Genomic DNA, 21,745 nt, shown 5'->3' with positions numbered 1-21,745 from the left:
GCCGCCCGCGCCGGGGGGGGGGGGGGGGCGCGCGCCCCCCCCCCGCCCCCGGGGGGGGGGGGGGGGGCCCCCCCCCCCCCGGGGGGGGGCCCCCCAACGCCGTACCAGCCGGAGGATCACCCCAGAAGGCCGCCCACCAGCCGGTCGGAGCCACCGGAGCCGCCGGAGCCGCCGGAGCCGCTGCCGCCCGAACCGCCGCCGGTCGTACCGCCCGAGGTGGTCCCGCCGGAGGTGCTGCCGCCCGAGGCCGGTCCCGTGCTGGTGCTCGGCGCCTGCTGGGCGGGGGCCGAACGCTGGGGCGGCGCCTGGTTGGTGCCCTGCGTCTGGCTGGGGACGCCGCCCGTCGTACCGGGAGTCGCCGCCGCACCCGGCGTCGTCGCCACCCCCGAGGGCGTCGAGGACGCTTCCCGGGTCGGCGTCTTCGACGGGGACGGGGTGGCCCGGTGGTGACGCCTGCCGGGCTCGCCCGGCAGCGGGGTGCCGGGCAGCTCGTTGCGCGGGGCCTCGCCGGGGCCCGGTACGACGACACGGTCGGCGTCGCGCACGGCACTGCCGAGGAGCGAGCCGACGAGCAGGGTGAGCCCGACGACGACGGTCGTGACGAGCGCGCCGCGGCGCAGCACGCGCTGCCGCAGCTCCCAGATGTCCGCGCGCGGCCCGAGCCTGCGCCAGGCCTCGCTCGCGAGCCGTCCGTCGACGGAGTAGACCGGGGCGCCCGCGGTGATGAGCGGGGACCAGGCGGCGAGGTAGATGATGTCGGGCGCGTCGTAGGCCGGCACCGTCTTCCAGCTGACGGTGAGCAGCAGGGCGGCCGACAGCCCGGCGCCGACGACGGCGGCGACGCGCTGCCAGAGGCCGAGGACCGTGAGGACGCCCACGACGACCTGGAGGAAGGCGATGACGAGACCGGCGCCGACGGGGTGCTGGAGCGCGAACTGCCGCAGCGGCTCGGCCGTTTCCCACGGGTGCAGGGAGTTGAGCCACTTGACCATCGAGCCGCGCTTGCCGCCGTCGAAGTAGACGGGGTCGCAGAGCTTGCCCATGCCGGCGTAGATGGAGATGAACCCGAGGAAGACGCGCAGCGGGAGCAGGACGACGCCGAGGTTCATCCGGCGGCCGGGGTAGTAGGCGTGCCGCACCGGGTCCGCGCCGTGCCGCTTGGTGCGGGGCTCGTCCTCGTACTCGTACTCGTCCTGGCCGGGCTCGTCGTCGAGGTCCGCGTCCGCGAACCGGTCGTCCGCGTAGGCCGGTTCGTCGTAGGCGCTGCCCACCTGGCGCATGTGCGGCAGGAGACGCGTCTCGCCGGCTGCGGGGGCCCGCTGGCTGCCCACGAGCGGGGTCTCGACCGTCTCGACGGTCATGTCGGCCCCGTAGCCGTCCCGTTCGCCGCGGCCGACGGCGGGGAAGACCCGCGTCGCGCCCGCGCCGCCGGTCGGGTCGTCGCCGTGGCGCACGCTCGTGCTCCGTGCGGCCTGGAGCAGCCGGGTGGCGCCGGTGTCGTCGGGAGCGGACTTCCCGCTCCAGACGACGGGGGCGCGGCGGCGCGTGCCGGCGGCCTGGCCGCCGGTGACCGCACCCGCCGTACCGACGACGGGGGTGCGCGCCGTGCCCCGGGCGGAGGCCGGGTACTGCGCGATGCGTGGGGATCGGGTCCGCGTCGCCGCGCCGAGCTGCACACGGAAGCTCGCATGATTGACGATGATCTGCGCCGGGTCGCTCGGCACCTTCACCATGCTCAGCGCGGGAGCGTCGTCGTAGCCCGACGAGCGGTCCCCCGTGGGAGTGCGGGGTGTTCTGGTGTCCACACTCATCTAACCGAGTGACGTCTGGTTAGGACACTGCTTTGACCCGGCCGATCTGTCCGGACCGCGTCAAGGTCATCCGGAACATCCCGGTTGCCCACGGGGGTGGTTACGCGCACATCTGTTCAGGCGCGTCGTCGGGAGGCCTCGTACAGGACGACTCCCGCCGCCACACCGGCGTTCAGCGACTCGGTGCCGCCCGGCATGGGGATCCGCACCCGGAAGTCGCAGGTCTCGCCGACGAGTCGGGACAGGCCCTTGCCCTCGCTGCCGACCACGATGACGACCGGCCCGCCGAGGGCCTCCAGTTCGCCGACCTCGACCTCGCCGTCCGCGGCCAGGCCGACCACGACGAGTCCCGCCTTCTTGTACGACTCCAGGGCCCGCGTCAGGTTCGAGGCACGGGCGACGGGCGTACGGGCGGCGGCACCGGCGGACGTCTTCCAGGCGCCGGCGGTCATGCCGGCCGCGCGCCGCTCGGGCACGACGACACCGTGGCCGCCGAAGGCGGAGACGGACCGGACGACGGCACCCAGGTTGCGCGGGTCCGTCACCCCGTCGAGGGCGACGATCAGCGGGTCCGCGCCCTCGTCGTACGCGGCGGCGGCGAGGTCCTCGGGGTGCGCGTACTCGTAGGGCGGGACCTGGAGGACGAGGCCCTGGTGGTTGAGCCCGTTGGTCATGCGGTCCAGCTCGGGGCGGGGCGCCTCCATGAGGTGGATGCCGCCGCGCTCCGCGGCGAGCTGGAGCGCCTCGCGCACCCGCTCGTCGTTGTCGATGAACTGCTGGACGTAGAGCGTGACGGCGGGCACACCCTCGCGCAGCGCCTCCACGACGGGGTTGCGTCCGACGACCATCTCGGACGTGCCCTTGCCGCCACGGCCGCGCTGCACGGGCCGGCGTACGTCCTGCTTCGCCTTGGCGTTGGCGATGCGGTTCTTCTTGTGCTTCTTGCGCATCTCGGCGGGCGGGGTCGGGCCCCTGCCCTCGAGGCCCCGGCGCCGCTGGCCGCCACTGCCGACCTGCGCGCCCTTCTTGCCGGACATGCGGCGGTTGTTAGCGGCCATGACCTACCTGTCTGTGTGAGGCGTGCGTACGTACGTACATGAAGTGTGCCGCCCGGAGGCCCGGGCGGCACAATCGATCAAGGTCGACGGTGCCGCTCAGCGCGGTCCGAGCGTCCAGCGCGGCCCCTGCGGACCGTCCTCGATGACCAGACCCGACTGGTTGAGCTGGTCCCTGATGGCGTCGGCGGTCGCCCAGTCCTTGCGCTCCCGCGCCGACTCGCGCTGCTGGAGCACGAGGCGGACCAGGGTGTCGACGACGCCGTGCAGGTCCTCGCCGCGGTCGCTCTCGCCGGCCCACCGCGGGTCGAGCGGGTCGAGACCGAGGACGCCGAGCATCGCGCGGACCTCGGCGAGGCGGGCGACGGCGGCTTCCTTGTCGTCGGCGGCCAGGGCGCTGTTGCCCTGCCGGACGGTGGTGTGCACGACGGCGAGCGCCTGCGGGACGCCCAGGTCGTCGTCCATCGCCTCGGCGAAGGCCGGCGGCACCTCGGCGGCGGGCTCGACGACTCCCCCGGCCTTCTCGACGACGCGCTGCACGAAGCCCTCGATGCGTGCGAACGCCGACTCGGCCTCGCGCAGGGCCTCTTCGCTGTACTCGATCATCGAGCGGTAGTGCGGGGTGCCCAGGTAGTAGCGCAGCACGATCGGGCGCCACTGCTTGACCATCTCGCTCACCAGGACCGAGTTGCCGAGCGACTTCGACATCTTCTCGCCGCTCATGGTGACCCAGGCGTTGTGCACCCAGTACTTAGCGAACTCGTCGCCGAAGGCCCTGGCCTGGGCGATCTCGTTCTCGTGGTGCGGGAAGATCAGGTCGATCCCGCCGCCGTGGATGTCGAAGGCGCCGCCCAGGTACTTGTGGGCCATCGCCGAGCACTCCAGGTGCCAGCCGGGGCGCCCGCGGCCCCACGGGGTCTCCCAGTCGGGCTCGCCCGGCTTGGAGGCCTTCCACATGGCGAAGTCGCGCGGGTCGCGCTTGCCGGTGATGCCCTCCTCGGCGGGCTGGCGCAGCTCGTCGAGGTCCTGGTTGGACAGCGCCAGGTACTCCGGGTACGAACGCACGTCGAAGTAGACGCTGCCGTCGGCCTCGTACGCGTGACCGCGCTCGATGAGGGCGCGCATCATCTCGATCATCTCGGGGATGTGCCCGGTGGCGCGCGGCTCGTAGCTGGGCGGCAGGCAGCCGAGCACGTCGTAACCGTCGTTGAAGGCACGCTCGTTGGCGTACCCGATGGACCACCAGGGGCGGTTCTGCTCGGCCGACTTGACGATGATCTTGTCGTCGATGTCGGTCACGTTCCGGATGAAGGTGACGTCGTAGCCGCGGTGTTCGAACCAGCGGCGCATGATGTCGAAGTTGAGACCCGACCGGATGTGCCCGATGTGCGGTGCGGCCTGCACGGTGGCGCCACACAGGTAGATCGAGACACAACCCGGCACGAGCGGGGTGAAGTCACGGATCTGCCGGGCGCTGGTGTCGTACAGGCGAATAGTCACCCCTCCAGGGTAGTGGTCCCCGGCCAGTGCCCCGGGCCCCCTGCCGCCGGAGCCACACGTATTCGTGACATCCGCCGGGACCGTCCGGCGTTCGACGACGGGCGCACAGCGCGAGAGGGGCCCGGGGACGCGGCCCCGGGCACGGGGCGGGGCGGATGGGGCAAAGGAGCCGAGGCCTCCCGCCGCCCCGCTACGTCAGCCCACCCGCACGACCAGCGCGGTGGCGACCGCCATCAGCCCCTCGTCCCGGCCGGGGAAGCCGAGCCCGTCGGTCGTGGCCCCGGACACGGAGACGGGCGCCCCCACCGCCTCGGACAACAGCTTCTGCGCCTCGTCCCGCCGCTTGCCGATCTTGGGGCGCGCCCCGACGACCTGCACGGCGACGTTCCCGACGGCGAACCCGGCCGCCCGGACGATGCGCGCGGCCTCCGTCAGCAGGGTGACCCCGGACGCGCCGGCCCACTCGGGCCGTCCGGTCCCGAAGTGCGCCCCGAGGTCACCGAGACCCGCCGCGGAGAACAGCGCGTTGCACGCGGCGTGCGCGACGACGTCCGCGTCGGAGTGCCCGGCCAGTCCGGGCCCCTCGCCCTCCCAGAGAAGTCCCGCGCACCACAGCTCGCGGCCTTCCTCGAAGGCGTGGATGTCGGTGCCGATCCCCACCCGCGGAAGCACCGGCCCGGCCGCCGGCAGTCCCCCGGACGCCTCAGAAGCCATCGTTGAGCCTCCTGCGCGCGAGGACCGCCTCGGCGAGTACGAGGTCCAGGGGGCGCGTCACCTTGAACGCCTCCTCGTGCCCGGGCACCACCACGACCGGCGTGCCGAGCTGCTCGACCATGCTCGCGTCGTCGGTGACCTCGCCGGTGACACCGTCGTGGGCGCGTACGAGGGTGGCGCGGTCGAACCCCTGCGGGGTCTGCACGGCCCGCAGCCGGGACCGCTCGGGGGTGGCGACGACCGGCTCGGGCGAGCCGTCGGTGCGCGGTTCGACCTGCTTGACGGTGTCGCTGAGCGGGAGGGCCGGTACGACGGCGGGAGCGCCGTCCCGTACCGCCTCGACGACCGCGTCCACGGTGTCGACGGGCACCAGCGGCCGGGCCGCGTCGTGCACGAGGACGATGTCGATGCCGTCCGGCAGGGCGTCGAGTCCGCACTTCACGGACTCCTGGCGGCTGGCCCCGCCGGGGACGACCAGGAAGTCGGTCCGCTCCGGCAGCGGGTGCGCGTCCAGCAGCGTCCTGACCTCGGCGGCACCGTCGGGCGGGGCCACGACGACGACGAGGGAGACCGCGCGGGAGGCGGCCATCGCACGCACGGCGTGGATGAGCATGGGCGTGCCGTTCAGCGCGCGGAGTGCTTTGGGGGCGCCCGGACCGAGGCGCACGCCCCGGCCGGCCGCCGGAATCACGGCCGCGGTGCGGGGTTCCGGAGGCGAAGGGCGCGATTCGTCAGACATCGGTTCCTGTCAGGTTTGTGTGCTCGGCCGAGGTGGGTATGCGCTGGGCGTACCCCCGGCCGACGGTTGGGGAGTGCCGGGCGCGACGTCTTGACCGGACCCCTTCCGTGACATCCGGTCGAGTCGGCTGCCCGAGGCCCAGGTGCGTGGCGATCATCGGGGCAGAAGACCGTCGAGGAGACAGCGCTGTCGGCCCGGGTCAATGATCCGCGACCCGGCGGCGCCGTCGAGCAGCCGGGGACCGGGAAGATCCGGGGCGCGGCAGCGCACCGCGGCGACGCCCGGGGCACGAACATGCCGCAGCGCCCGGCGACAGCACTTGCGTCATCGGGCACCGCGGCATTTCGTTGCGCTGAACAGGCTTGCGCCTGCGTCAAGGCCGTCGTCTCGACGAGCACTGCCGTCGGGACGACCGTCGCTCGACGACCGCCGTCGTCAGGACGCGAGGACCTCGTCGAGCAGGGCCTCCGCCTTGTCCTCGTTCGTGTTCTCCGCGAGGGCCAGCTCGCTCACCAGGATCTGCCGCGCCTTGGCGAGCATGCGCTTCTCACCTGCGGAGAGTCCGCGCTCACGCTCACGACGCCACAGGTCACGCACGACTTCCGCGACCTTGATGACATCGCCCGAGGCGAGCTTCTCCAGATTTGCCTTGTAGCGACGCGACCAGTTCGTGGGCTCCTCGGCGTACGGCGCGCGCAGCACCTCGAAGACCCGGTCCAGCCCGTCCTGACCGACCACATCACGCACGCCGACGAACTCCGCATTGTCCGCTGGCACACGTACCGTCAGGTCGCCCTGGGCGACCTTCAGCACCAAGTAGGTCTTGTCCACGCCTTTGATCTGGCGAGTTTCGATAGCCTCGATCAGCGCGGCCCCGTGATGGGGATAGACCACGGTGTCGCCAACCTTGAACGTCATGTGACAGGTACCCCTTCCGTGGCTATCCAGAGTAACACGGATACGGCGTCTTCTGAATGGCGTTTTCGCAGGTCAGGGCATATCTCGGGGCTTGACAAGCGCAACAGGAACGTGCTGCGAGGGGCGAGCCGAAGAGGGTATTCGCAGGTGGGAGCCGCTGTCCAGGCCGAGCGAAACAGGTACGTCACACGGCCTCCAAGTCGCCACCAGAGGTCCGAACGTCCCCTTTTGTCCGCCTCCACAAGGTCGACTTCCGCTACTCCGTTCGGTGTGCGGAGTCGGGTACGAGACGTTTCCCGAATTGATCATCGCGGCCGGTGATCACTATTTCGGCGCCCTCCGCATTCCTTGCCCGCCGTTACCGATGCCGATCCGAAAATCCGCAAGTCACGACTGGTGGCGGTTATGTGAATGGCGGACCGGTGCACCGTCCAACTACCCCCCGCGCCGGGCGGGAGCCCGGCCTGAGGACCGCCACCGGCCGCTCGCGGCACCCGTGCGCCGGCCGGGCCGTGCCCGCGGCCCCGCCCGGGCGGCCTTCAGGCGTCACCGGTGCGAAGACCGACCGGACCGGCCCCAGAGGCGGGTCGGGTGCGACGGTGCGGGAACGGCTCGGTAACCTAAGGCCGCTGACAGACCCTTGGGGCGGCTTTACAGCCGTACGGCCGCCCGCCCCTCGTACGCCCACGTTCTAGGAGTTGCCGCCGCCGTGAGCAGCAGCCTTCGACGCGGCGCCCTCGCCGCCGCCGCCATCGCGTTCTCGATCGCCTCGCTCGCCGCGTGCGGTGCCGGCAACAACGCCGAGACACTGCAGGTCAAGCCGGACAACCCGGCCACCAGCGTCGGTGCCATCAAGGTGCAGAACGCCCTCGTCATCACCCAGCCGGACCAGGAGTCGACCGGCCCGGCCGTCATCTCCGCGACCGTCTTCAACGCCGGCCGCACCGCGCAGACCCTGGACTCGGTCACCGTCGCGGGCACCGGCGAGTCCGCCAAGCTCAAGCCCGCCAAGGGTTCCGGCAAGCTGACGATCCCGGCCGGCCGCTCCGTCATCATCGGCGGCAAGGGCAACGCCTCCGCGGCCCTGGAGAGCACTCCCGAGGCCGTCAAGAACGGCAACGCGCAGAAGATCACCTTCAGCTTCAGCAAGACCGGGGACGTGAGTCTGCGGGCCTTCGTCGTCCCGGCCGAGAGCTACTTCACCGAGTGGGGTCCGACGGAGGTCCCGGCGGCGCCCGGCGCCTCCGCGTCCCCCTCCACGAGCGGCAAGCCATCGAAGTCGCCCGGCGCGTCGGCCTCGCCGTCCGAGGGTGCCTCCGACGCCGCGTCGGCGAGCGCGTCGGCCTCCCACTCGGCCGCGGGTCACTGACCCGGCGGCTCACGGGTCGCCGGGCCCGGGACGAACGGCTCGGACACGACGAAGGGCGGCACCCCTGCGCGGGGTGCCGCCCTTCGTGCGTCGGAGCCGTGCCGGTTTACGGCTCGAACTTGTAGCCGAGTCCTCGTACCGTCACCAGATACCGCGGCGCGCCCGGGTCGGGCTCGATCTTGGCGCGCAGCCGCTTGACGTGCACGTCGAGGGTCTTGGTGTCACCGACGTAGTCGGCGCCCCATACCCGGTCGATGAGCTGCATGCGGGTGAGCACGCGGCCCGCGTTGCGCAGGAGCATCTCCAGGAGGTCGAACTCCTTCAGCGGGAGGTCGATCTTGGAGCCGGCGACGGTGACGACGTGGCGGTCGACGTCCATCCGGACCGGTCCGGCCTCCAGCGCGGCGGGCGTGACCTCCTCGGGCTCGCCGCGACGGCGCAGGACCGCCCGGATCCGGGCGACCAGCTCGCGGGAGGAGAAGGGCTTGGTGACGTAGTCGTCCGCCCCTATCTCCAGTCCGACGACCTTGTCGATCTCGCTGTCCTTGGCGGTGACCATGATCACCGGCACGTTGGAACGTCCGCGCAGCTGACGGCAGACCTCCGTGCCCGGCAGGCCGGGCAGCATCAGGTCGAGCAGGACGAGGTCGGCGCCGTTGCGCTCGAACTCGTCGAGACCGTCGGGCCCGGTGGACGCGATGGCGACCTCGAAGCCCTCCTTGCGGAGCATGTACGACAGGGCGTCGGAGAAGGACTCCTCGTCCTCGACGACGAGCACTCGGGTCACGGAAGGACCTCCGGGGCAGGAAGCGGTTCGTACGGGGATGAGACGGTGGTCGTCCCGTGGGGCTGCTCGTTCTCGTCGTCTTCGTCGAGTCCGGGCATGTGGTGATCGGTCGGGCGGTCGCGGGCGGCGGCGCTCGCCTCCGGCAGTCGCAGGGTGAAGGTGGAGCCCTGTCCCTCGGAGCTCCACACCGTGACCTCCCCGCCGTGCGAGGCGGCCACGTGCTTGACGATCGCGAGTCCGAGGCCGGTGCCGCCGGTGGCACGGGAACGAGCCGGGTCCACGCGGTAGAAGCGCTCGAAGACGCGCTCCTTGTCCTTGTCCGAGATGCCGATGCCCTGATCGGTCACGGCCACCTCGATGAGGTCTCCGCCGGGCGCGGTCACCCGGCGCGCGGCTATGCCGACCCGGGTGCGGGCCGGTGAGTAGTTGACGGCGTTCTCCACCAGGTTGCCGAGGGCGGCGGCCAGCTGGCCGCGGTTTCCCCACACGCGCAGCTCGGCGGTGCCGCCGGAGGCCATCGTGATCTGCTTCGCCCCCGCCTGATGGCGGCAGCGGTCGATCGCCTCGGCCACCAGTTCGTCCACGCGGACCGGTTCCGAGTCCTCGAGGGGATCGTCGTTCTGCACCCTCGACAGGTCGATGAGTTCCTGCACGAGGTTGGTGAGCCGGGTGGCCTCGATCTGCATCCGGCCGGCGAACCGCTCGACGGCCTCGGGGTCGTCGGAGGCGCCCATGACGGCCTCGGAGAGCAGAGACAGCGCTCCCACGGGCGTCTTGAGCTCATGGCTCACGTTCGCGACGAAGTCGCGGCGTACCGCCTCGATCCGGCGTGCCTCGGTGAGGTCCTCGACCAGCAGGAGCACGAGCCGGGAGCCGAGCGGCGCCACCCGTGCGGACACGGCGAGCGCCTCTCCCCGGCCGGTGCCGCGCCGGGGCAGATCCAGCTCCACCTGCCGTATCTCACCGTCGCGGCGGGTGTCGCGGGCCATCTGCATCATCGGTTCGACGGCCAGCTTCCCGCCCCGCACCAGCCCGAGGGCGTACGCGGCGGAGCTGGCCTTCACCACGGCGTCCGCCTCGTCGAGCACGACCGCGGAGGACCGGAGCACGGACAGCACCGTGTCCACGCCGGGGGGAAGCACGGGATCGGTGTGCAGAGAGGTCCTGGTGGGTCGTTTCTGGTCGCGCTCGCTCCAGCGGAACGCCAGCATGGCGATGACGCCGGTGAGTACTCCGGCGATCGCTGCCGCTGCGGCGACCGCCGCGTTCACGTCCATGCCCCCAGGTTAGGCATGTCGTCGCTCCCGGCCACAGCCATCCGAGTGCGACCTCGAACACTCGTCGCCCAGAGTTCACCTGGGAGCCAGTGATGGTTCATTTGGGGTGACGGAAACGGACGCGTACGGGGCAGACCGTGGGAGCGTGGGGTTCACAGGGCCTGTCCGGCGGTCTGGGCCCAGCCCCCGGAACCCCCGAGAAGACGTGAGAGAGGGACATCCTGATGCGGGACGCGTACCACGAGGAACTGGACTCGATCGGCGAAGGCCTGGTCGAGATGGCCCGGCTTGTCGGGTCGGCGATCGGGCGCGCCACGACGGCCATCCTCGACTCCGACCTGAAGCTGGCCGAGAGCGTGATCGCGGCCGACGAGAAGGTCGACGATCTGCAGCACGAGCTGGAGGCACGGGCGATAGCACTGCTCGCCCGCCAGCAGCCGGTGGCCACGGATCTGCGGATCGTCGTGACGTCGCTGCGGATGTCGGCGGACCTTGAGCGGTCCGGCGACCTGGCGCAGCACGTCGCCAAGCTCGCCCGGCTGCGCTTCCCCGAGCGGGCCATCCCGCACGACCTGCACGCCACGATCCTGGAGATGGGCCAGCTGGCGCAGCGCCTCATGGCCAAGGCGGCCGAGGTCATCATCACCAAGGACGTCGACCTCGCCCTCCAGCTGGAGCAGGACGACGACGAGATGGACCTGCTGCACCGCACCCTCTTCCAGCACCTGCTGGACGACAAGTGGAAGCACGGCATCGAGACGGCGGTCGACGTCACCCTGCTCGGGCGCTACTACGAGCGCTTCGCCGACCACGCGGTGTCCGTCGCCAAGCGGGTGGTGTACCTGGTCACGGGCGAGCACGCGGACAGCCTCCTGACGGACATCCAGCCGGTCACGGGCGCCGAAGGGGCCTGAGCCCGGCTCCCGGGGGCGCCCGGAAGTCCTGGCGCCCCGGCTCCCGGGGACGCCGGGAAGCCTCCGTGCGCCGTTGATGCGCCCGCCCGGGTCGGCGTGCAATGGGAGAACGGAAGCTGTGCGGTGCGGCGTGTGCCGCGCACCGCACCGCACACCTTCGTGTCCGAAGGAGGGACCCATGGCCGAATCTCCCAGCACGTCCGATCCCACGCAGGACCGCGAGACCGAGCAGCCCGCCGAGATCAAGAGTCTTCCGTTGTTCGGTGCCTGCGGGTGCGGCTCCGGCTGCGGCTGCGGCTGTCAGTCCGGCAACCCCTGCCAGTGCGGCTGACCGGGTTCGCCGACGGAAGGGGCCCCGCCTGATCAGGCGGGGCCCCTTCCGTCGTCCGGGCGTCAGCGCTGGACGCCGCCGAGGTGCAGCGGGTCCGACATGCCCGCGTAACCCTTGTCGTGGCTGTCGTGACCGTTGTTGCGGCCGTCGTCGTGACCGTTGTTGCGGCCGTCGTCCTGACCCTCGTCATCGCCGTAGTGGTTGCCGCGGTCGATCTTCAGACATCCCTCGGCGTAGTAGGCGTAACCGCCACCGGCGCCGGCGACGATCCCGCAGCCGGAGACGTTGCCGTCGTTGTCGCTCTGACCGCCCCAGTCGCCGGCCATGGCCTGGGCGGAACCGCCCAGCACACAACCGGCGGACAGGACCACGGCGGCGACAATGGTGCGCATGCGCATGAAGACTCCCTTTGTGGGGTTGAAGGGTCGTCAACACCCATGGACCGAGGACGTTCCGGGCAAACCTGCTCAGACCCATCCAGCCCAATGACATCCGGCGGGCGGTGCGGGCCCGCACCGCGCGGGGCGAGGCGCCGCGTCCTCGACGTCCGCCGGACGCGGGGACGCGGCTGCCGGGACGACGGCCGCGTCAAGCGGGGTTGAGGGAGCGGTCCGGGCTTGAATGACGACGTCCGGGCTTTAAATGAAGAGCAGATCTCCTAAACTTTCCGCTGCGCCACATTCACTCCTTTGCCGCGCATCAGGGGAGCGGTGGTCGCGTTAGAGGAATATGACGAACGCAAGGGCAAGTGACTCGCCCCACCGCGCCGCGGGACAGGGTGATCTGCTTGCGGGCCGCGCCGTGACAGCGGGTAAATACATCTATACGCCCGGCGTGGCGGACTCGACGCTCCAGATGCGTGGCAGTCTGCACCGGGACGGCGCGCGGGTCGAACTCTGCGTCACCGATTCACTGCTCCGCGATTTCCTCGCCCTGCTCGGAGTGGCCCAGGAGGAACTCAATCAGCGCTGGAACGGCCAGGAGATCTCCGACTTCTACGCGGATCGTGCGCGACGGAGGTGAGTGTCCGTGAATTACGACTACGCGGATCCCTCCTTCGGGCGGAGTGAATGGCCCTCCGACCCCTACCCCGACTCGGCGGGTAACGGTTGGCGAGGCGGTCCTGCCGATGCGGGGCACACAGGGGGTCCGGGTCCCATGCACTCAGGGGGTCCCGTGCACACGGGGGTACCCCTGGCGCCCCCCGACTCGGGCTGGGACCCGGTGGAGGAGCTCACCTACCTCTTGCAGGAGGCCGTTCCGGCGGAGCCGGTGGCCAAGGTCCCGCCGCCTCGCAGCGAGTTCGCACCGGGCGTCGACTTCACCGATCCGGCGGAGGGCCTGTCGCGGAACACGGCTGCGACCGCGGGCACGGGTTTGGACGAGAGCTACCGGGTGCCGCCCGCCCGAAGCTCTTCCGCCGGGCACCGCAAGAGGCGAGTACGGAAGATCCGGATCAAGTGGCTGCAGACCGGCAGCTTCCTGATCGTGGCTTTCGTCGCCGTCCTTGCGGCGATGGTGAGTGTCTTCGGCGGAATGGTCGCCCACAGACCCCTTCAGAACATCACGTCCGGCACGAAGAGCACGCTGATCCCCTGGTGGCCCATTCTCGTGTACGGCCCCTGGATGGTCGCCTCTCTCTCCATCCTGCGCAGCGCCCTGCACCGGCGCCGAGCACTCCACTCGTGGTTCATTGTTCTGCTGTTCTCGTCCATCGCGATGATGCTGTGCGTGGTACAGGCCGAGAGGACCGTCACCGGAATCGCGGCAGCCGCGTTACCCGCCGTCGCGTCGCTGGCCTGCTTCCAGCAACTCGTCCGCCAGATCACCCTGACGCTGCCACCACGCCAGGAAACCCCGCGCCACCGCCGGCATCACCACGCGTCCCCGTGAACCCCGGCCCAGGCCCCCGGCAACGTGGCCCGGACACGCGTCAGGCCTCCCACCAGGGACGAATTCCTGGTGGGAGGCCTGAGGTGTGTCGGTGTTACTTCTTCTTGCCCTGGTTCTTCACTGCCTCGATGGCCGCTGCCGCCGCGTCCGGGTCGAGGTACGTGCCGCCGGGGTTCAGGGGCTTGAGGTCGGCGTCCAGCTCGTAGGAGAGGGGGATGCCCGTCGGGATGTTGAGGCCCGCGATGTCGGCGTCCGAGACGCCGTCCAGGTGCTTGACCAGGGCACGGAGCGAATTGCCGTGGGCCGCGACCAGGACCGTGCGGCCGGTCAGCAGGTCGGGGACGATGCCGTCGAACCAGTACGGCAGCATGCGCACGACGACGTCCTTCAGGCACTCCGTCTGCGGGCGCAGCTCCGGCGGGAGGGCCGCGTAGCGCGCGTCGTTGAACTGGGAGTACTCGGCGTCGCGGTCCAGCGCCGGCGGCGGGGTGTCGTACGAGCGGCGCCAGAGCATGAACTGCTCCTCGCCGAACTCCGCGAGCGTCTGCGCCTTGTCCTTGCCCTGGAGGGCGCCGTAGTGGCGCTCGTTCAGGCGCCAGCTGCGGTGGACCGGGATCCAGAGGCGGTCGGCGGATTCCAGGGCGAGCTGCGCGGTGCGGATCGCGCGCTTCTGGAGAGACGTGTGGACCACGTCGGGAAGCAGGCCGGCGTCCTTGAGCAGCTCGCCGCCGCGCGTCGCCTCCTTCTCGCCCTTCGCGGTGAGGTTGACGTCCACCCAGCCGGTGAACAGGTTCTTCTCGTTCCACTCGCTCTCGCCGTGGCGGAGGAGGATCAGCTTGTACGGTGCGTCGGCCATGGCTCCGAGCGTAATCGAAGCCTTCGTCCCCTCGCTCGCCTGCCCGGAAGCCGGACACTTGACGGCATCTGTTAATCGAGTGGCTCCGCGGCCCCGGCCACTCGTAAGTTGTGCTCACCGCCTGAGCCGCTTACCTGTGGGGGATTCCGATGCCGCTCGCCGTCATGAGACGCGCCGTCCGAGAAACCGTCTCGGGACTCCCCCGCGAGTTCTGGTGGCTGTGGACCAGCACCCTCGTCAACCGCCTCGGCGCGTTCGTCGCCACGTTCATGGCGCTCTACCTGACGCTGGACCGCGGCTACTCCGCCTCGTACGCCGGTCTCGTCGCCTCCCTGCACGGCCTCGGCGGGGTCATCTCCTCCCTCGGCGCCGGAGTCATGACCGACCGGCTCGGGCGACGGCCCACCCTGCTCGTGGCGCAGACCTCGACGGCGGTGTCCGTCGCGGTGCTCGGCTTCGTCCACGACCCGGTCGCGATCGCCGGTGTCGCCTTCGTCGTCGGCATGGCGAGCAACGCCTCCCGGCCCGCCGTGCAGGCGATGATGGCCGACATCGTCCGCCCCGAGGACCGCGTACGGGCGTTCTCCCTGAACTACTGGGCCATCAACCTCGGCTTCGCCGTCTCCTCGACGGCCGCCGGGTTCATCGCCGAGTTCAGTTACCGGGCCGGCTTCCTGATCGAGGCGGGCATGACCCTGGTCTGCGCGTTCGTCGTGTTCGCCAAGCTGCCGGAGTCCAGGCCGGTGCCCACGGCCAAGGCCGCCTCGGAACCGGAGGCCGGGCTCGGCGCCGTCCTGCGCGACGGCCGCTTCATGAGCGTCGTCGGGCTGTCCTTCCTGGTCGCCCTGATCTTCCAGCAGGGTTCGGTGGGGCTGCCGGTGGCGATGGGCGAGGCGGGCTTCAGCGCGGCGGACTACGGCCTGGCGATCGCCGTCAACGGCGTCCTCATCGTCGTCCTGCAGATCCCGGTCACCCGTTTCATCGAGCACCGGGACCCGAGGCGGCTGCTGGTGATCTCGTCGCTGCTCGCGGGGTACGGCTTCGGGCTCACCGCGTTCGCCGGCTCGGTCGGCCTCTTCGCGCTGACGGTGTGCGTGTGGACGCTGGCCGAGATCGTCAACGCGCCCACACAGACGGGGCTGGTCGTCGGGCTGTCCCCGGTGCACGGGCGGGGCCGCTACCAGGGCATGTACACCATGTCCTGGTCGCTCGCCGCCCTCGTGGCGCCGGTGATGTCCGGCGTGGTGATCGACCGGTTCGGCGCGGCCTGGCTGTGGGCGATGTGCGCGGTCGTGGGCACGGTGGCGGCCGCCGGGTACAGCGTCCTGATGCGGCGCCTGCCGCCCCGGGCGCCGGTGGGGCCGGCCGGGAAACCGGTCGCGGGCCTGCCGTCCGGCCCGCCCGCGAAATCCCTCGCGGGCCTGCCGTCCGGCCCGCCCACGGACCCGTCCGCGGGACTGCCGACGGAGTTGCCCGCGGCACCGTCCGCCGGGCTGCACGGCGGTACGGCCGCGGCGGCATCCACGGGACTGCGCGGAGGTACGGCAGCCGCGGGCGGCGCGGCCGGACCTACGGCCGGCCCGCAGGAGGGGACCGGCGGGAGGACGACGGTGGCGGCGACCGCCTGTCCCGCCCCGGACGCCCGCCCCGAGGCCACCGCCGTCCGAACCGGCCCGGACGCCCGCCCCGAGGCCGCCGCCGTGTGAGCTGCCCCGGACGCGCCCGCCCCGCGTCGGGCCGCCGTCCGAGCCGTCCTCGGACGCCCGTCCCAGCGCCTCACGGATGCATCCGGGCCCCCTTCAACACCTTGTCCACCCCGTTCCGCGGGCCGTACACGGCGAGTCCCACCAGATCCAGGTCGGCCGTCGGTACGGCCCGTACGGCCGCCCGGTTGTCCCGGTCGTTGCCGGTGCTGAAGAGGTCGGCGGTGAAGACGGCGCGCGGCAGGGCCCTGGTGAGGGCGCGGGTGTGCGCGACGGTCAGGGTCTCCTTCGAGCCCTCGAAGATCAGCACCGGCTGACGGAACATCGGCAGGTACGGCACACCGCCCGCGTCCTCGTACGGCTCACCGACCACCTCCGGGACGCTCGTCCCGAGTCCGCTGATCAGGAACGCGGTGACGTTCAGGCGCTGCCACGGCTCCAGGTCGTCGCGCAGCAGCACGGCGATCCTGGTGTCGAAGCGGACGGGTTCCGCGGCCGTGGAGCCCGCGTCCCCGAAGACGGTGTCCGGGGAGACGGTGCCCTGCGTGTTGTCGCTGCTCATGGCTCGAGACTGCCGACCGGAACCGCCCTCGGTCTTGTACGTTTCTTGCATGGTGGCCCAGCGCGAGATCTCCGCGTGGCGCCCGCGCGTCCCGGGTGTCGTGGAGGTCTTCCACGCCCACTACACCGAGTACGCGTACCCGATGCACGTGCACGACGCGTGGACGCTGCTGATCGTCGACGCCGGCGCCGTACGGTACGACCTGGACCGGCACGAGCACGGCACCCCGCACGACACGGTCTCGCTGCTCCCGCCGCACGTCCCGCACAACGGTTCGCCCGCGACCGCGGACGGCTTCCGCAAGCGGGTCCTCTACCTGGATCTGAGCCGGCTCGACGAGAGCCTCATCGGGCCGGCGGTCGACCGGCCCGACCTGGTCGACCCGGTGCTGCGTCACCGCGTGGGGCAGATGCACGCGGCCCTGGCGCGGACGGGCGACGAGCTGGAGGCGGAGAGCCGGCTGACGCTGATCGGCGAGCGGCTGCGCACGCATCTGCGGCCCGGCGCGGCCACCGGGGTGCGGCGGCCCGACGGTCCGCTCGCCCGCCGGCTGCGCGAACTTCTCGACGAGCACGTGGTGCGGGGCATCGCCCTCGACGAGGCGGCGCTGCTGCTGCACGCCCACCCCGCCCACCTCGTACGGGCGTTCGGGGCGGCCTACGGCATCGCCCCGCACCAGTACCTGATGTCCCGCCGGGTGGACCGCGCCCGCCGGCTCCTGCTGGCGGGGGGCCGGCCGGCCGAGGTGGCGACGGCGACCGGTTTCTACGACCAGTCGCATCTGACCCGTCACTTCAAGAGGCTGGTCGGCGTGGCCCCCGGCCGCTACCGCGTCGGCTCCCGCTGACGTCCCGGTCGGTGGCCGCGACCCGGTCGGTGGCCGCGACCCGGTCAGTCTGACGAGGGCCGTTCAGTCTGACGAGGGCCGGGTCAGGTGGGTGAAGGCGTCCAGATTGCGGGTCGACTCACCGCGGGACACCCGCCACGCGTACTCCTTGCGGATCGCGGACGCGAAACCGAGCTCCAGGAGGGTGTTGAACGACCCGTCCGCGGCTTCGAGCACCGAGCCGAGGAGACGGTCGATCTCGTCGGGCGTCACCGCGGCCAGCGGCAGCTTGCCGACCAGGTACACGTCACCGAGCCGGTCGACCGCGTAGCCGACGCCGTAGAGCTTGAGGTTGCGCTCCAGGAGCCAGCGGTGGACCGCTTCCTCGTTCTCGTCGGGGTGGCGGATCACGAAGGCGTTCAGCGAGAGCGAGTGCTTGCCGACGATCAGCGACAGGGTCGTCGACAGCTTGCGCGTCCCGGGCAGCTTCACCACGTACGAGCCCGGCTGGGGGCTCTCCCACTCCAGCTCGGCCTCGGTGAGTGCCTGCTCGACGATCGACGCTGCGTCAGCCATGAGGCGAGCGTACGTCAGCGGCTCGGCGCCCCGCGCGGGAGGCCGCAGCGCTGCCCGGACGCTCCCGGAGCGCTCCCCCGCACTCGTCCGGTCCGGCCGCCGCGACCAGCGATGCCCGCGCAGGACAGCGGCCCGACACCGGCCGCAGGACCCGCGATCAGCCGTGGTGCCCGCGCAGGTGGCGGCGGTGGGCCTGCGCCGCCGCCGTGTACACGTCCGCCGTCGCGGCGGCCGCCGTGTCCCAGCCGAAACCCTGCGCGTGCCGCGCCGCCGCCGCGCCCATGCGGGCGGACAGCTCGGTGTCGTCGGCGAAATCACGCAGCACGCGCGCGTAGGCGGCGGGGTCGTGCCCTCGCACCAGGAAACCGGTCCGCTGATCGCGCACGGCCACCGGGAGCCCGCCGACCGCCGCCGCGAGCACCGGCGTACCGGCCGCCTGCGCCTCGATGGCGACCAGCCCGAACGACTCGCTGTACGACGGCATGACCAGCACCGACGCGGCCCTGAACCAGTCCGCGAGCTCGTCCTGGCCGACGGGTGGCCGGAACCGCACGACGTCGGCGATGCCGAGCCGGGCCGCCAGTTTCTGCAGCCCCTCGGGCCTGGCGAGACCGCTGCCGCTGGGGCCGCCCACCACGGGGACCAGGATCTTCGAGCGCAGCTCGGGCCGCTGGTCCAGCAGCACGGCCACCGCGCGCAGCAGCACGTCGGGCGCCTTAAGTGGCTGTATGCGGCCCGCGAAGAGGGGGATCAGGGCGTCCTGCGGCAGGCCGAGGCGGGCGCGGGCGGCGGCACGGCCGTCGGCGGGGCAGAAGCGCTCCAGGTTGACGCCCGGGTGGACGACGGCGACCTTGCCGGGCTCGGCGTCGTAGTGGCGTACGAGCTCGTCGGCCTCCTCGGCGGTGTTGGCGATGAGCCGGGACGCGGCGCGCACGATCTGGGTCTCACCGATGACCCGGGCGGCGGGCTCGGGGGTGTCGCCCTCGGCGAGAGCCGCGTTCTTGACCTTGGCCATGGTGTGCATCGCGTGCACCAGGGGCGCGCCCCAGCGCTCGGCGGCCAGCCAGCCCACGTGGCCGGAGAGCCAGTAGTGCGAGTGCACCAGGTCGTAGTAGCCGGGGCGGTGTCCTGCCCAGGCCTGCATGACGCCGTGCGTGAAGGCGCACAGCTGGGCGGGCAGGTCCTCCTTGGAGAGACCCTCGTAGGGGCCCGCGTCGACGTGCCGCACGAGGACGCCGGGGGCCAGCTCGACGGCGGGCGGGAGGGCCCCGGTCGTCGCGCGGGTGAAGATCTCCACCTCGATGTTGATCGCGGCCAGCCGCTGGGCGAGCTCCACGATGTAGACGTTCATGCCGCCGGCGTCGCCCGTGCCGGGCTGGTGCAGCGGTGAGGTGTGGACGGAGAGCATGGCGACGCGCCGGGGCCTGCGGTGCAGCCTGAGCCTCGAGGGGGTGGTCGCCGAGCGACGCCCGAGCCTGCCGGCGTACTGGCTCACGTGGCGGTCCTCCTCGCTGCGGGCGTGCCGTGTGAAGGGCGCACGCCGCCCTTCACCGTGGGGAACGCCGGAGCAGTCCGCCTCATTTCCTCTTTGCCGAATCATTACCGCTGATCGCTCAACCGTTCGAGGTCGGTCTGCGTACGCGGCCGTTGTCCACAGGCATGCCGCGTGCCCGCTGCCGACGCATACCCTCGTACGCATGACAGCCCGCGCCGCGTCCCTCACGCACTCCCGGCCCCGCTCGCGCGCCGGGACCCCCGTCGTGGGAGCGGTGACGCGCGGGACGACGAACCCCAACCGCCTGCGCCGCATGGACCGCTGGATCGCCGCGGCCCACGGCGCCGAACTGCGCCGCGCCGCCGACCCCGTCGCGGTGGACCTCGGGTACGGGGCGGCCCCGTGGACGGCGGTCGAGCTGCTGGAGCGGCTGCGCACCGCCGCGCCGCGGGCCCGCGTGGTGGGCGTGGAGATCGAGCCGGAGCGGGTCGCGGTCGCCCGGCCGTACGAGCGCGAGGGTCTCGTCTTCCGGCGGGGCGGCTTCGAGGTCCCGGTGCCGGGCCGGGTGTCGCTGATCCGCGCGGCCAACGTCCTGCGCCAGTACGACGAGGACGAGGTGGCCGCAGCCTGGGAGCTGATGTGCGCGCGGCTCACGCCCGCCGACCCGGCGAGGGGCTCCCGCGGCGGGCTGCTCGTCGAGGGCACCTGCGACGAGATCGGCCGCCGTCACGTCTGGGTCGCCCTCGGCCCCGAGGGCCCGCGCACGGTCACGTTCGCCGCCCGCCTGGGCTCCCTGGACCGTCCGTCGGACCTCGCCGAGCGGCTCCCGAAGGCACTCATCCACCGCAATGTGCCGGGCGAGCCGGTGCACGCCTTCCTGCGGGACTTCGACCGCGCCTGGGCCGCCGCCGCGCCCTACGCCGCGTACGGCGCCCGGCAGCGCTGGATACGCGCGGTCCGCGCCCTGACGGCCGGCTGGCCCGTGGCGGACGGCGCGGGGCGCTGGCGGCAGGGCGAAGTGACGGTGCTCTGGGAGGCGTTGGCGCCGCGGACGTGACGGGGTCGCGGGCGCGGAGCGGCGGCCGTGAGGCGTCCGGCCCGCGGGGAACGAACTCCGTGAGTCGCTCGTCACACGGGCGGGGAGATCGCCTCGGGGGGAATCGAAGCGGGGAAGAGGGGTAGGGAGTTGCTGCCCACCTCTGTCGTACCGCGCGTCGGCGTGGCACGATCCCCCAGGCGACCGTAAGTTACTGACGGTAAATCAGCTTTGGGGGCGAAGTATGGGATCCGGCAAGCGCAGCCTGACCACTGCGGCCGTGGCTCTCGTCTGCGCGGTCACCGTGTTGAGCGCACCGGGCACGGCGTTCGCGAGCCCGGCTGACCCGGGCCCCACTCCGGCGCCCGCGCCGTCGACCGCCGCAACCCCCCGGAGCGGCAGGGACCTTGAAGAGGTCCGCGAGAAGCTGGAGAAGCTCTACCACGAGGCGGCGGTCGCCACGGACGCGTACAACGCCGCCGAGGAGAAGACCGAGAAGCAGTCGACGCAGCTCGTCGAGCTGGCCCGGGAGATCGTCAAGGGCCAGGCGAAGCTGGACAGGTTGCAGGACCGGGCCGGTGCGGCGGCCCGCGCCCAGTACCGCGGCGGCGGACTGCCGCCGAACGCCCGGCTGTGGCTGAGCGACGACCCGCAGGAGTATCTCGACGGCGCGGGCCGGGTCCGTCAGGGTGAGCACGCGACCAAGGGCCTGCTCGGCGAACTGGGGCGTACGCAGAAGGATCTGGCGCAGTACACGAAGGACGCTTCCGCGCAGTGGCAGCGGCTGGAGGCCAACCGCAAGGCCAAGGCGGCCGCCAAGAAGAAGATCCGGCAGCGGATCGCCGAGGCCGAGAAGCTCGAGTCGCAGCTCGCGGCCGAGGAGAAGAAGCGGCTCGCGAAGCTGGAGGAGGACGCGGCGCACGCGGCACAGACCGCGTGGCTCGGCTCCGGCGTCCTCGCGGAGGTCGCCGGCAAGGCGTCCGCGCAGGGCAGGAAGGCCGTGCGGTACGCGACCGCCCAGGTCGGCAAGCCGTACGTGTGGGGTGCCGAGGGGCCGAAGGCGTACGACTGCTCGGGGCTGACGTCCCAGGCGTGGGCCGCCGCCGGGCTGGGCATCCCGCGCACCTCCCAGGAGCAGTGGAGGCAGCTCACGCGCGTCGACGTGCGGGACATGCGCCCCGGCGACCTGGTCATCTACTTCGACGACGCCAGCCACGTCGGGATGTACATCGGCGACGGCGCGATCGTCCACGCCCCGCGGCCGGGACGCTCGGTGACGATCGCGGGCGCCGGCTCGATGCCGATACTCGGCGTCGTACGCCCCGACAAGTAGGGGCGGTCCGGGCAAGCGCCGGTACCCCTGTCGTACGGGACAGAAGCGGG

The 21,745-nt window shown here is 72.0% G+C and carries 21 protein-coding genes and 1 pseudogene; 9 read left to right on the top strand and 13 right to left on the bottom strand.

Annotation, left to right across the window (positions count from 1 at the left end):
* Positions 1-116 precede the first annotated feature (116 nt).
* From ACFYP4_RS33130 to ACFYP4_RS33105, 6 genes are all read right to left on the bottom strand, one after another.
* Positions 117-1,811 carry a DoxX family membrane protein gene (locus tag ACFYP4_RS33130; protein WP_358855874.1) on the bottom strand — a complete coding sequence of 565 codons (1,695 nt, stop codon included), beginning with the start codon at positions 1,809-1,811 and terminating at the stop codon, positions 117-119.
* A gap of 116 nt (positions 1,812-1,927) precedes the next feature.
* Positions 1,928-2,869, bottom strand: a complete 942-nt coding sequence (rlmB, locus tag ACFYP4_RS33125) for a 23S rRNA (guanosine(2251)-2'-O)-methyltransferase RlmB (RefSeq protein ID WP_358855873.1) — start codon at positions 2,867-2,869, stop codon at positions 1,928-1,930.
* Positions 2,870-2,965: 96 nt separating this feature from the next.
* On the bottom strand, positions 2,966-4,366 hold the full coding sequence (gene cysS / locus ACFYP4_RS33120) for a cysteine--tRNA ligase (protein WP_358855872.1): 1,401 nt from the start codon (positions 4,364-4,366) through the stop codon (positions 2,966-2,968).
* 195 nt (positions 4,367-4,561) lie between these two features.
* On the bottom strand, positions 4,562-5,080 hold the full coding sequence (gene ispF, locus ACFYP4_RS33115; RefSeq protein WP_358855871.1) for a 2-C-methyl-D-erythritol 2,4-cyclodiphosphate synthase: 519 nt from the start codon (positions 5,078-5,080) through the stop codon (positions 4,562-4,564).
* Complete coding sequence (gene ispD / locus ACFYP4_RS33110) at positions 5,070-5,819, bottom strand: 2-C-methyl-D-erythritol 4-phosphate cytidylyltransferase (RefSeq protein ID WP_358855870.1); 750 nt, start codon at positions 5,817-5,819, stop codon at positions 5,070-5,072. The genes ispF and ispD overlap by 11 nt, the downstream gene beginning before the upstream one ends.
* A 435-nt stretch (positions 5,820-6,254) precedes the next feature.
* On the bottom strand, positions 6,255-6,737 hold the full coding sequence (locus ACFYP4_RS33105) for a CarD family transcriptional regulator (RefSeq protein ID WP_003953493.1): 483 nt from the start codon (positions 6,735-6,737) through the stop codon (positions 6,255-6,257).
* Positions 6,738-7,446: 709 nt separating this feature from the next.
* Between ACFYP4_RS33105 and ACFYP4_RS33100 the strand changes: the two genes are divergently transcribed.
* On the top strand, positions 7,447-8,106 hold the full coding sequence (locus ACFYP4_RS33100) for a DUF461 domain-containing protein (RefSeq protein WP_358855869.1): 660 nt from the start codon (positions 7,447-7,449) through the stop codon (positions 8,104-8,106).
* A 106-nt stretch (positions 8,107-8,212) separates the two neighbouring features.
* On the opposite strand, the gene ACFYP4_RS33095 is transcribed toward ACFYP4_RS33100, so the two are convergent.
* Both ACFYP4_RS33095 and ACFYP4_RS33090 read right to left on the bottom strand, forming a co-directional pair.
* Positions 8,213-8,893 carry a response regulator transcription factor gene (locus ACFYP4_RS33095; protein WP_358855868.1) on the bottom strand — a complete coding sequence of 227 codons (681 nt, stop codon included), beginning with the start codon at positions 8,891-8,893 and terminating at the stop codon, positions 8,213-8,215.
* Positions 8,890-10,170 carry an ATP-binding protein gene (locus ACFYP4_RS33090; protein ID WP_358855867.1) on the bottom strand — a complete coding sequence of 427 codons (1,281 nt, stop codon included), beginning with the start codon at positions 10,168-10,170 and terminating at the stop codon, positions 8,890-8,892. Before ACFYP4_RS33090 ends, ACFYP4_RS33095 begins: the two co-directional genes overlap by 4 nt.
* Positions 10,171-10,394: 224 nt before the next feature.
* On the opposite strand from ACFYP4_RS33090, the gene phoU reads away from it, so the two are divergent.
* On the top strand, positions 10,395-11,084 hold the full coding sequence (phoU, locus tag ACFYP4_RS33085; protein WP_358855866.1) for a phosphate signaling complex protein PhoU: 690 nt from the start codon (positions 10,395-10,397) through the stop codon (positions 11,082-11,084).
* A gap of 178 nt (positions 11,085-11,262) precedes the next feature.
* A complete protein-coding gene (locus ACFYP4_RS33080; protein WP_358855865.1) occupies positions 11,263-11,415 on the top strand; it encodes a hypothetical protein in 153 nt (50 codons plus the stop codon).
* Positions 11,416-11,477: 62 nt separating this feature from the next.
* On the opposite strand, the gene ACFYP4_RS33075 is transcribed toward ACFYP4_RS33080, so the two are convergent.
* Positions 11,478-11,807, bottom strand: coding sequence for a hypothetical protein (locus ACFYP4_RS33075; protein ID WP_358854146.1), 330 nt, complete (start codon positions 11,805-11,807; stop codon positions 11,478-11,480).
* A gap of 442 nt (positions 11,808-12,249) precedes the next feature.
* Between ACFYP4_RS33075 and ACFYP4_RS33070 the strand changes: the two genes are divergently transcribed.
* Together ACFYP4_RS33070 and ACFYP4_RS33065 are read left to right on the top strand one after the other, a co-directional pair.
* The gene (locus tag ACFYP4_RS33070; protein WP_358854147.1) at positions 12,250-12,438 is read left to right on the top strand and encodes a hypothetical protein; all 189 of its coding nucleotides are present in this window, start codon (positions 12,250-12,252) and stop codon (positions 12,436-12,438) included.
* A 153-nt stretch (positions 12,439-12,591) separates the two neighbouring features.
* The gene (locus ACFYP4_RS33065; RefSeq protein ID WP_358854148.1) at positions 12,592-13,308 is read left to right on the top strand and encodes a DUF2637 domain-containing protein; all 717 of its coding nucleotides are present in this window, start codon (positions 12,592-12,594) and stop codon (positions 13,306-13,308) included.
* 94 nt (positions 13,309-13,402) lie between these two features.
* Here ACFYP4_RS33065 and ACFYP4_RS33060 read toward each other — a convergent pair whose 3' ends face one another.
* A complete protein-coding gene (locus tag ACFYP4_RS33060; RefSeq protein WP_358854149.1) occupies positions 13,403-14,164 on the bottom strand; it encodes a phosphoglyceromutase in 762 nt (253 codons plus the stop codon).
* 149 nt (positions 14,165-14,313) lie between these two features.
* Between ACFYP4_RS33060 and ACFYP4_RS33055 the strand changes: the two are divergent.
* Positions 14,314-15,546, top strand: a pseudogene (locus ACFYP4_RS33055) (MDR family MFS transporter); the annotation flags it as partial.
* A gap of 394 nt (positions 15,547-15,940) precedes the next feature.
* Here ACFYP4_RS33055 and ACFYP4_RS33050 read toward each other — a convergent pair.
* Positions 15,941-16,429, bottom strand: a complete 489-nt coding sequence (locus ACFYP4_RS33050) for a DUF2000 family protein (RefSeq protein WP_388790513.1) — start codon at positions 16,427-16,429, stop codon at positions 15,941-15,943.
* Between the two features lie 49 nt (positions 16,430-16,478).
* On the opposite strand from ACFYP4_RS33050, the gene ACFYP4_RS33045 reads away from it, so the two are divergent.
* Positions 16,479-17,276 carry an AraC family transcriptional regulator gene (locus ACFYP4_RS33045; protein WP_358854152.1) on the top strand — a complete coding sequence of 266 codons (798 nt, stop codon included), beginning with the start codon at positions 16,479-16,481 and terminating at the stop codon, positions 17,274-17,276.
* 63 nt (positions 17,277-17,339) lie between these two features.
* Here ACFYP4_RS33045 and ACFYP4_RS33040 read toward each other — a convergent pair whose 3' ends face one another.
* Together ACFYP4_RS33040 and mshA are read right to left on the bottom strand one after the other, a co-directional pair.
* Positions 17,340-17,831, bottom strand: coding sequence for a YbjN domain-containing protein (locus ACFYP4_RS33040; protein WP_358854153.1), 492 nt, complete (start codon positions 17,829-17,831; stop codon positions 17,340-17,342).
* Between the two features lie 157 nt (positions 17,832-17,988).
* Positions 17,989-19,326 (bottom strand): D-inositol-3-phosphate glycosyltransferase, encoded by a 1,338-nt coding sequence (mshA, locus tag ACFYP4_RS33035; RefSeq protein WP_358854154.1) that lies wholly within the window; start codon positions 19,324-19,326, stop codon positions 17,989-17,991.
* Positions 19,327-19,591: 265 nt separating this feature from the next.
* Between mshA and ACFYP4_RS33030 the strand changes: the two genes are divergently transcribed.
* Entirely contained in the window at positions 19,592-20,383 is a 792-nt protein-coding gene (locus ACFYP4_RS33030) for a class I SAM-dependent methyltransferase (RefSeq protein ID WP_358854189.1), read from the top strand.
* 223 nt (positions 20,384-20,606) lie between these two features.
* Positions 20,607-21,695 carry an NlpC/P60 family protein gene (locus tag ACFYP4_RS33025; RefSeq protein ID WP_358854155.1) on the top strand — a complete coding sequence of 363 codons (1,089 nt, stop codon included), beginning with the start codon at positions 20,607-20,609 and terminating at the stop codon, positions 21,693-21,695.
* Positions 21,696-21,745 lie beyond the last annotated feature (50 nt).

The sequence above is a fragment of the Streptomyces sp. NPDC005551 genome (assembly GCF_042871785.1).
Classification (GTDB): domain Bacteria; phylum Actinomycetota; class Actinomycetes; order Streptomycetales; family Streptomycetaceae; genus Streptomyces.
The sequence above is the reverse complement of the archived record's forward strand: the minus strand, read 5'-3'. Positions and strand labels throughout refer to the sequence as shown.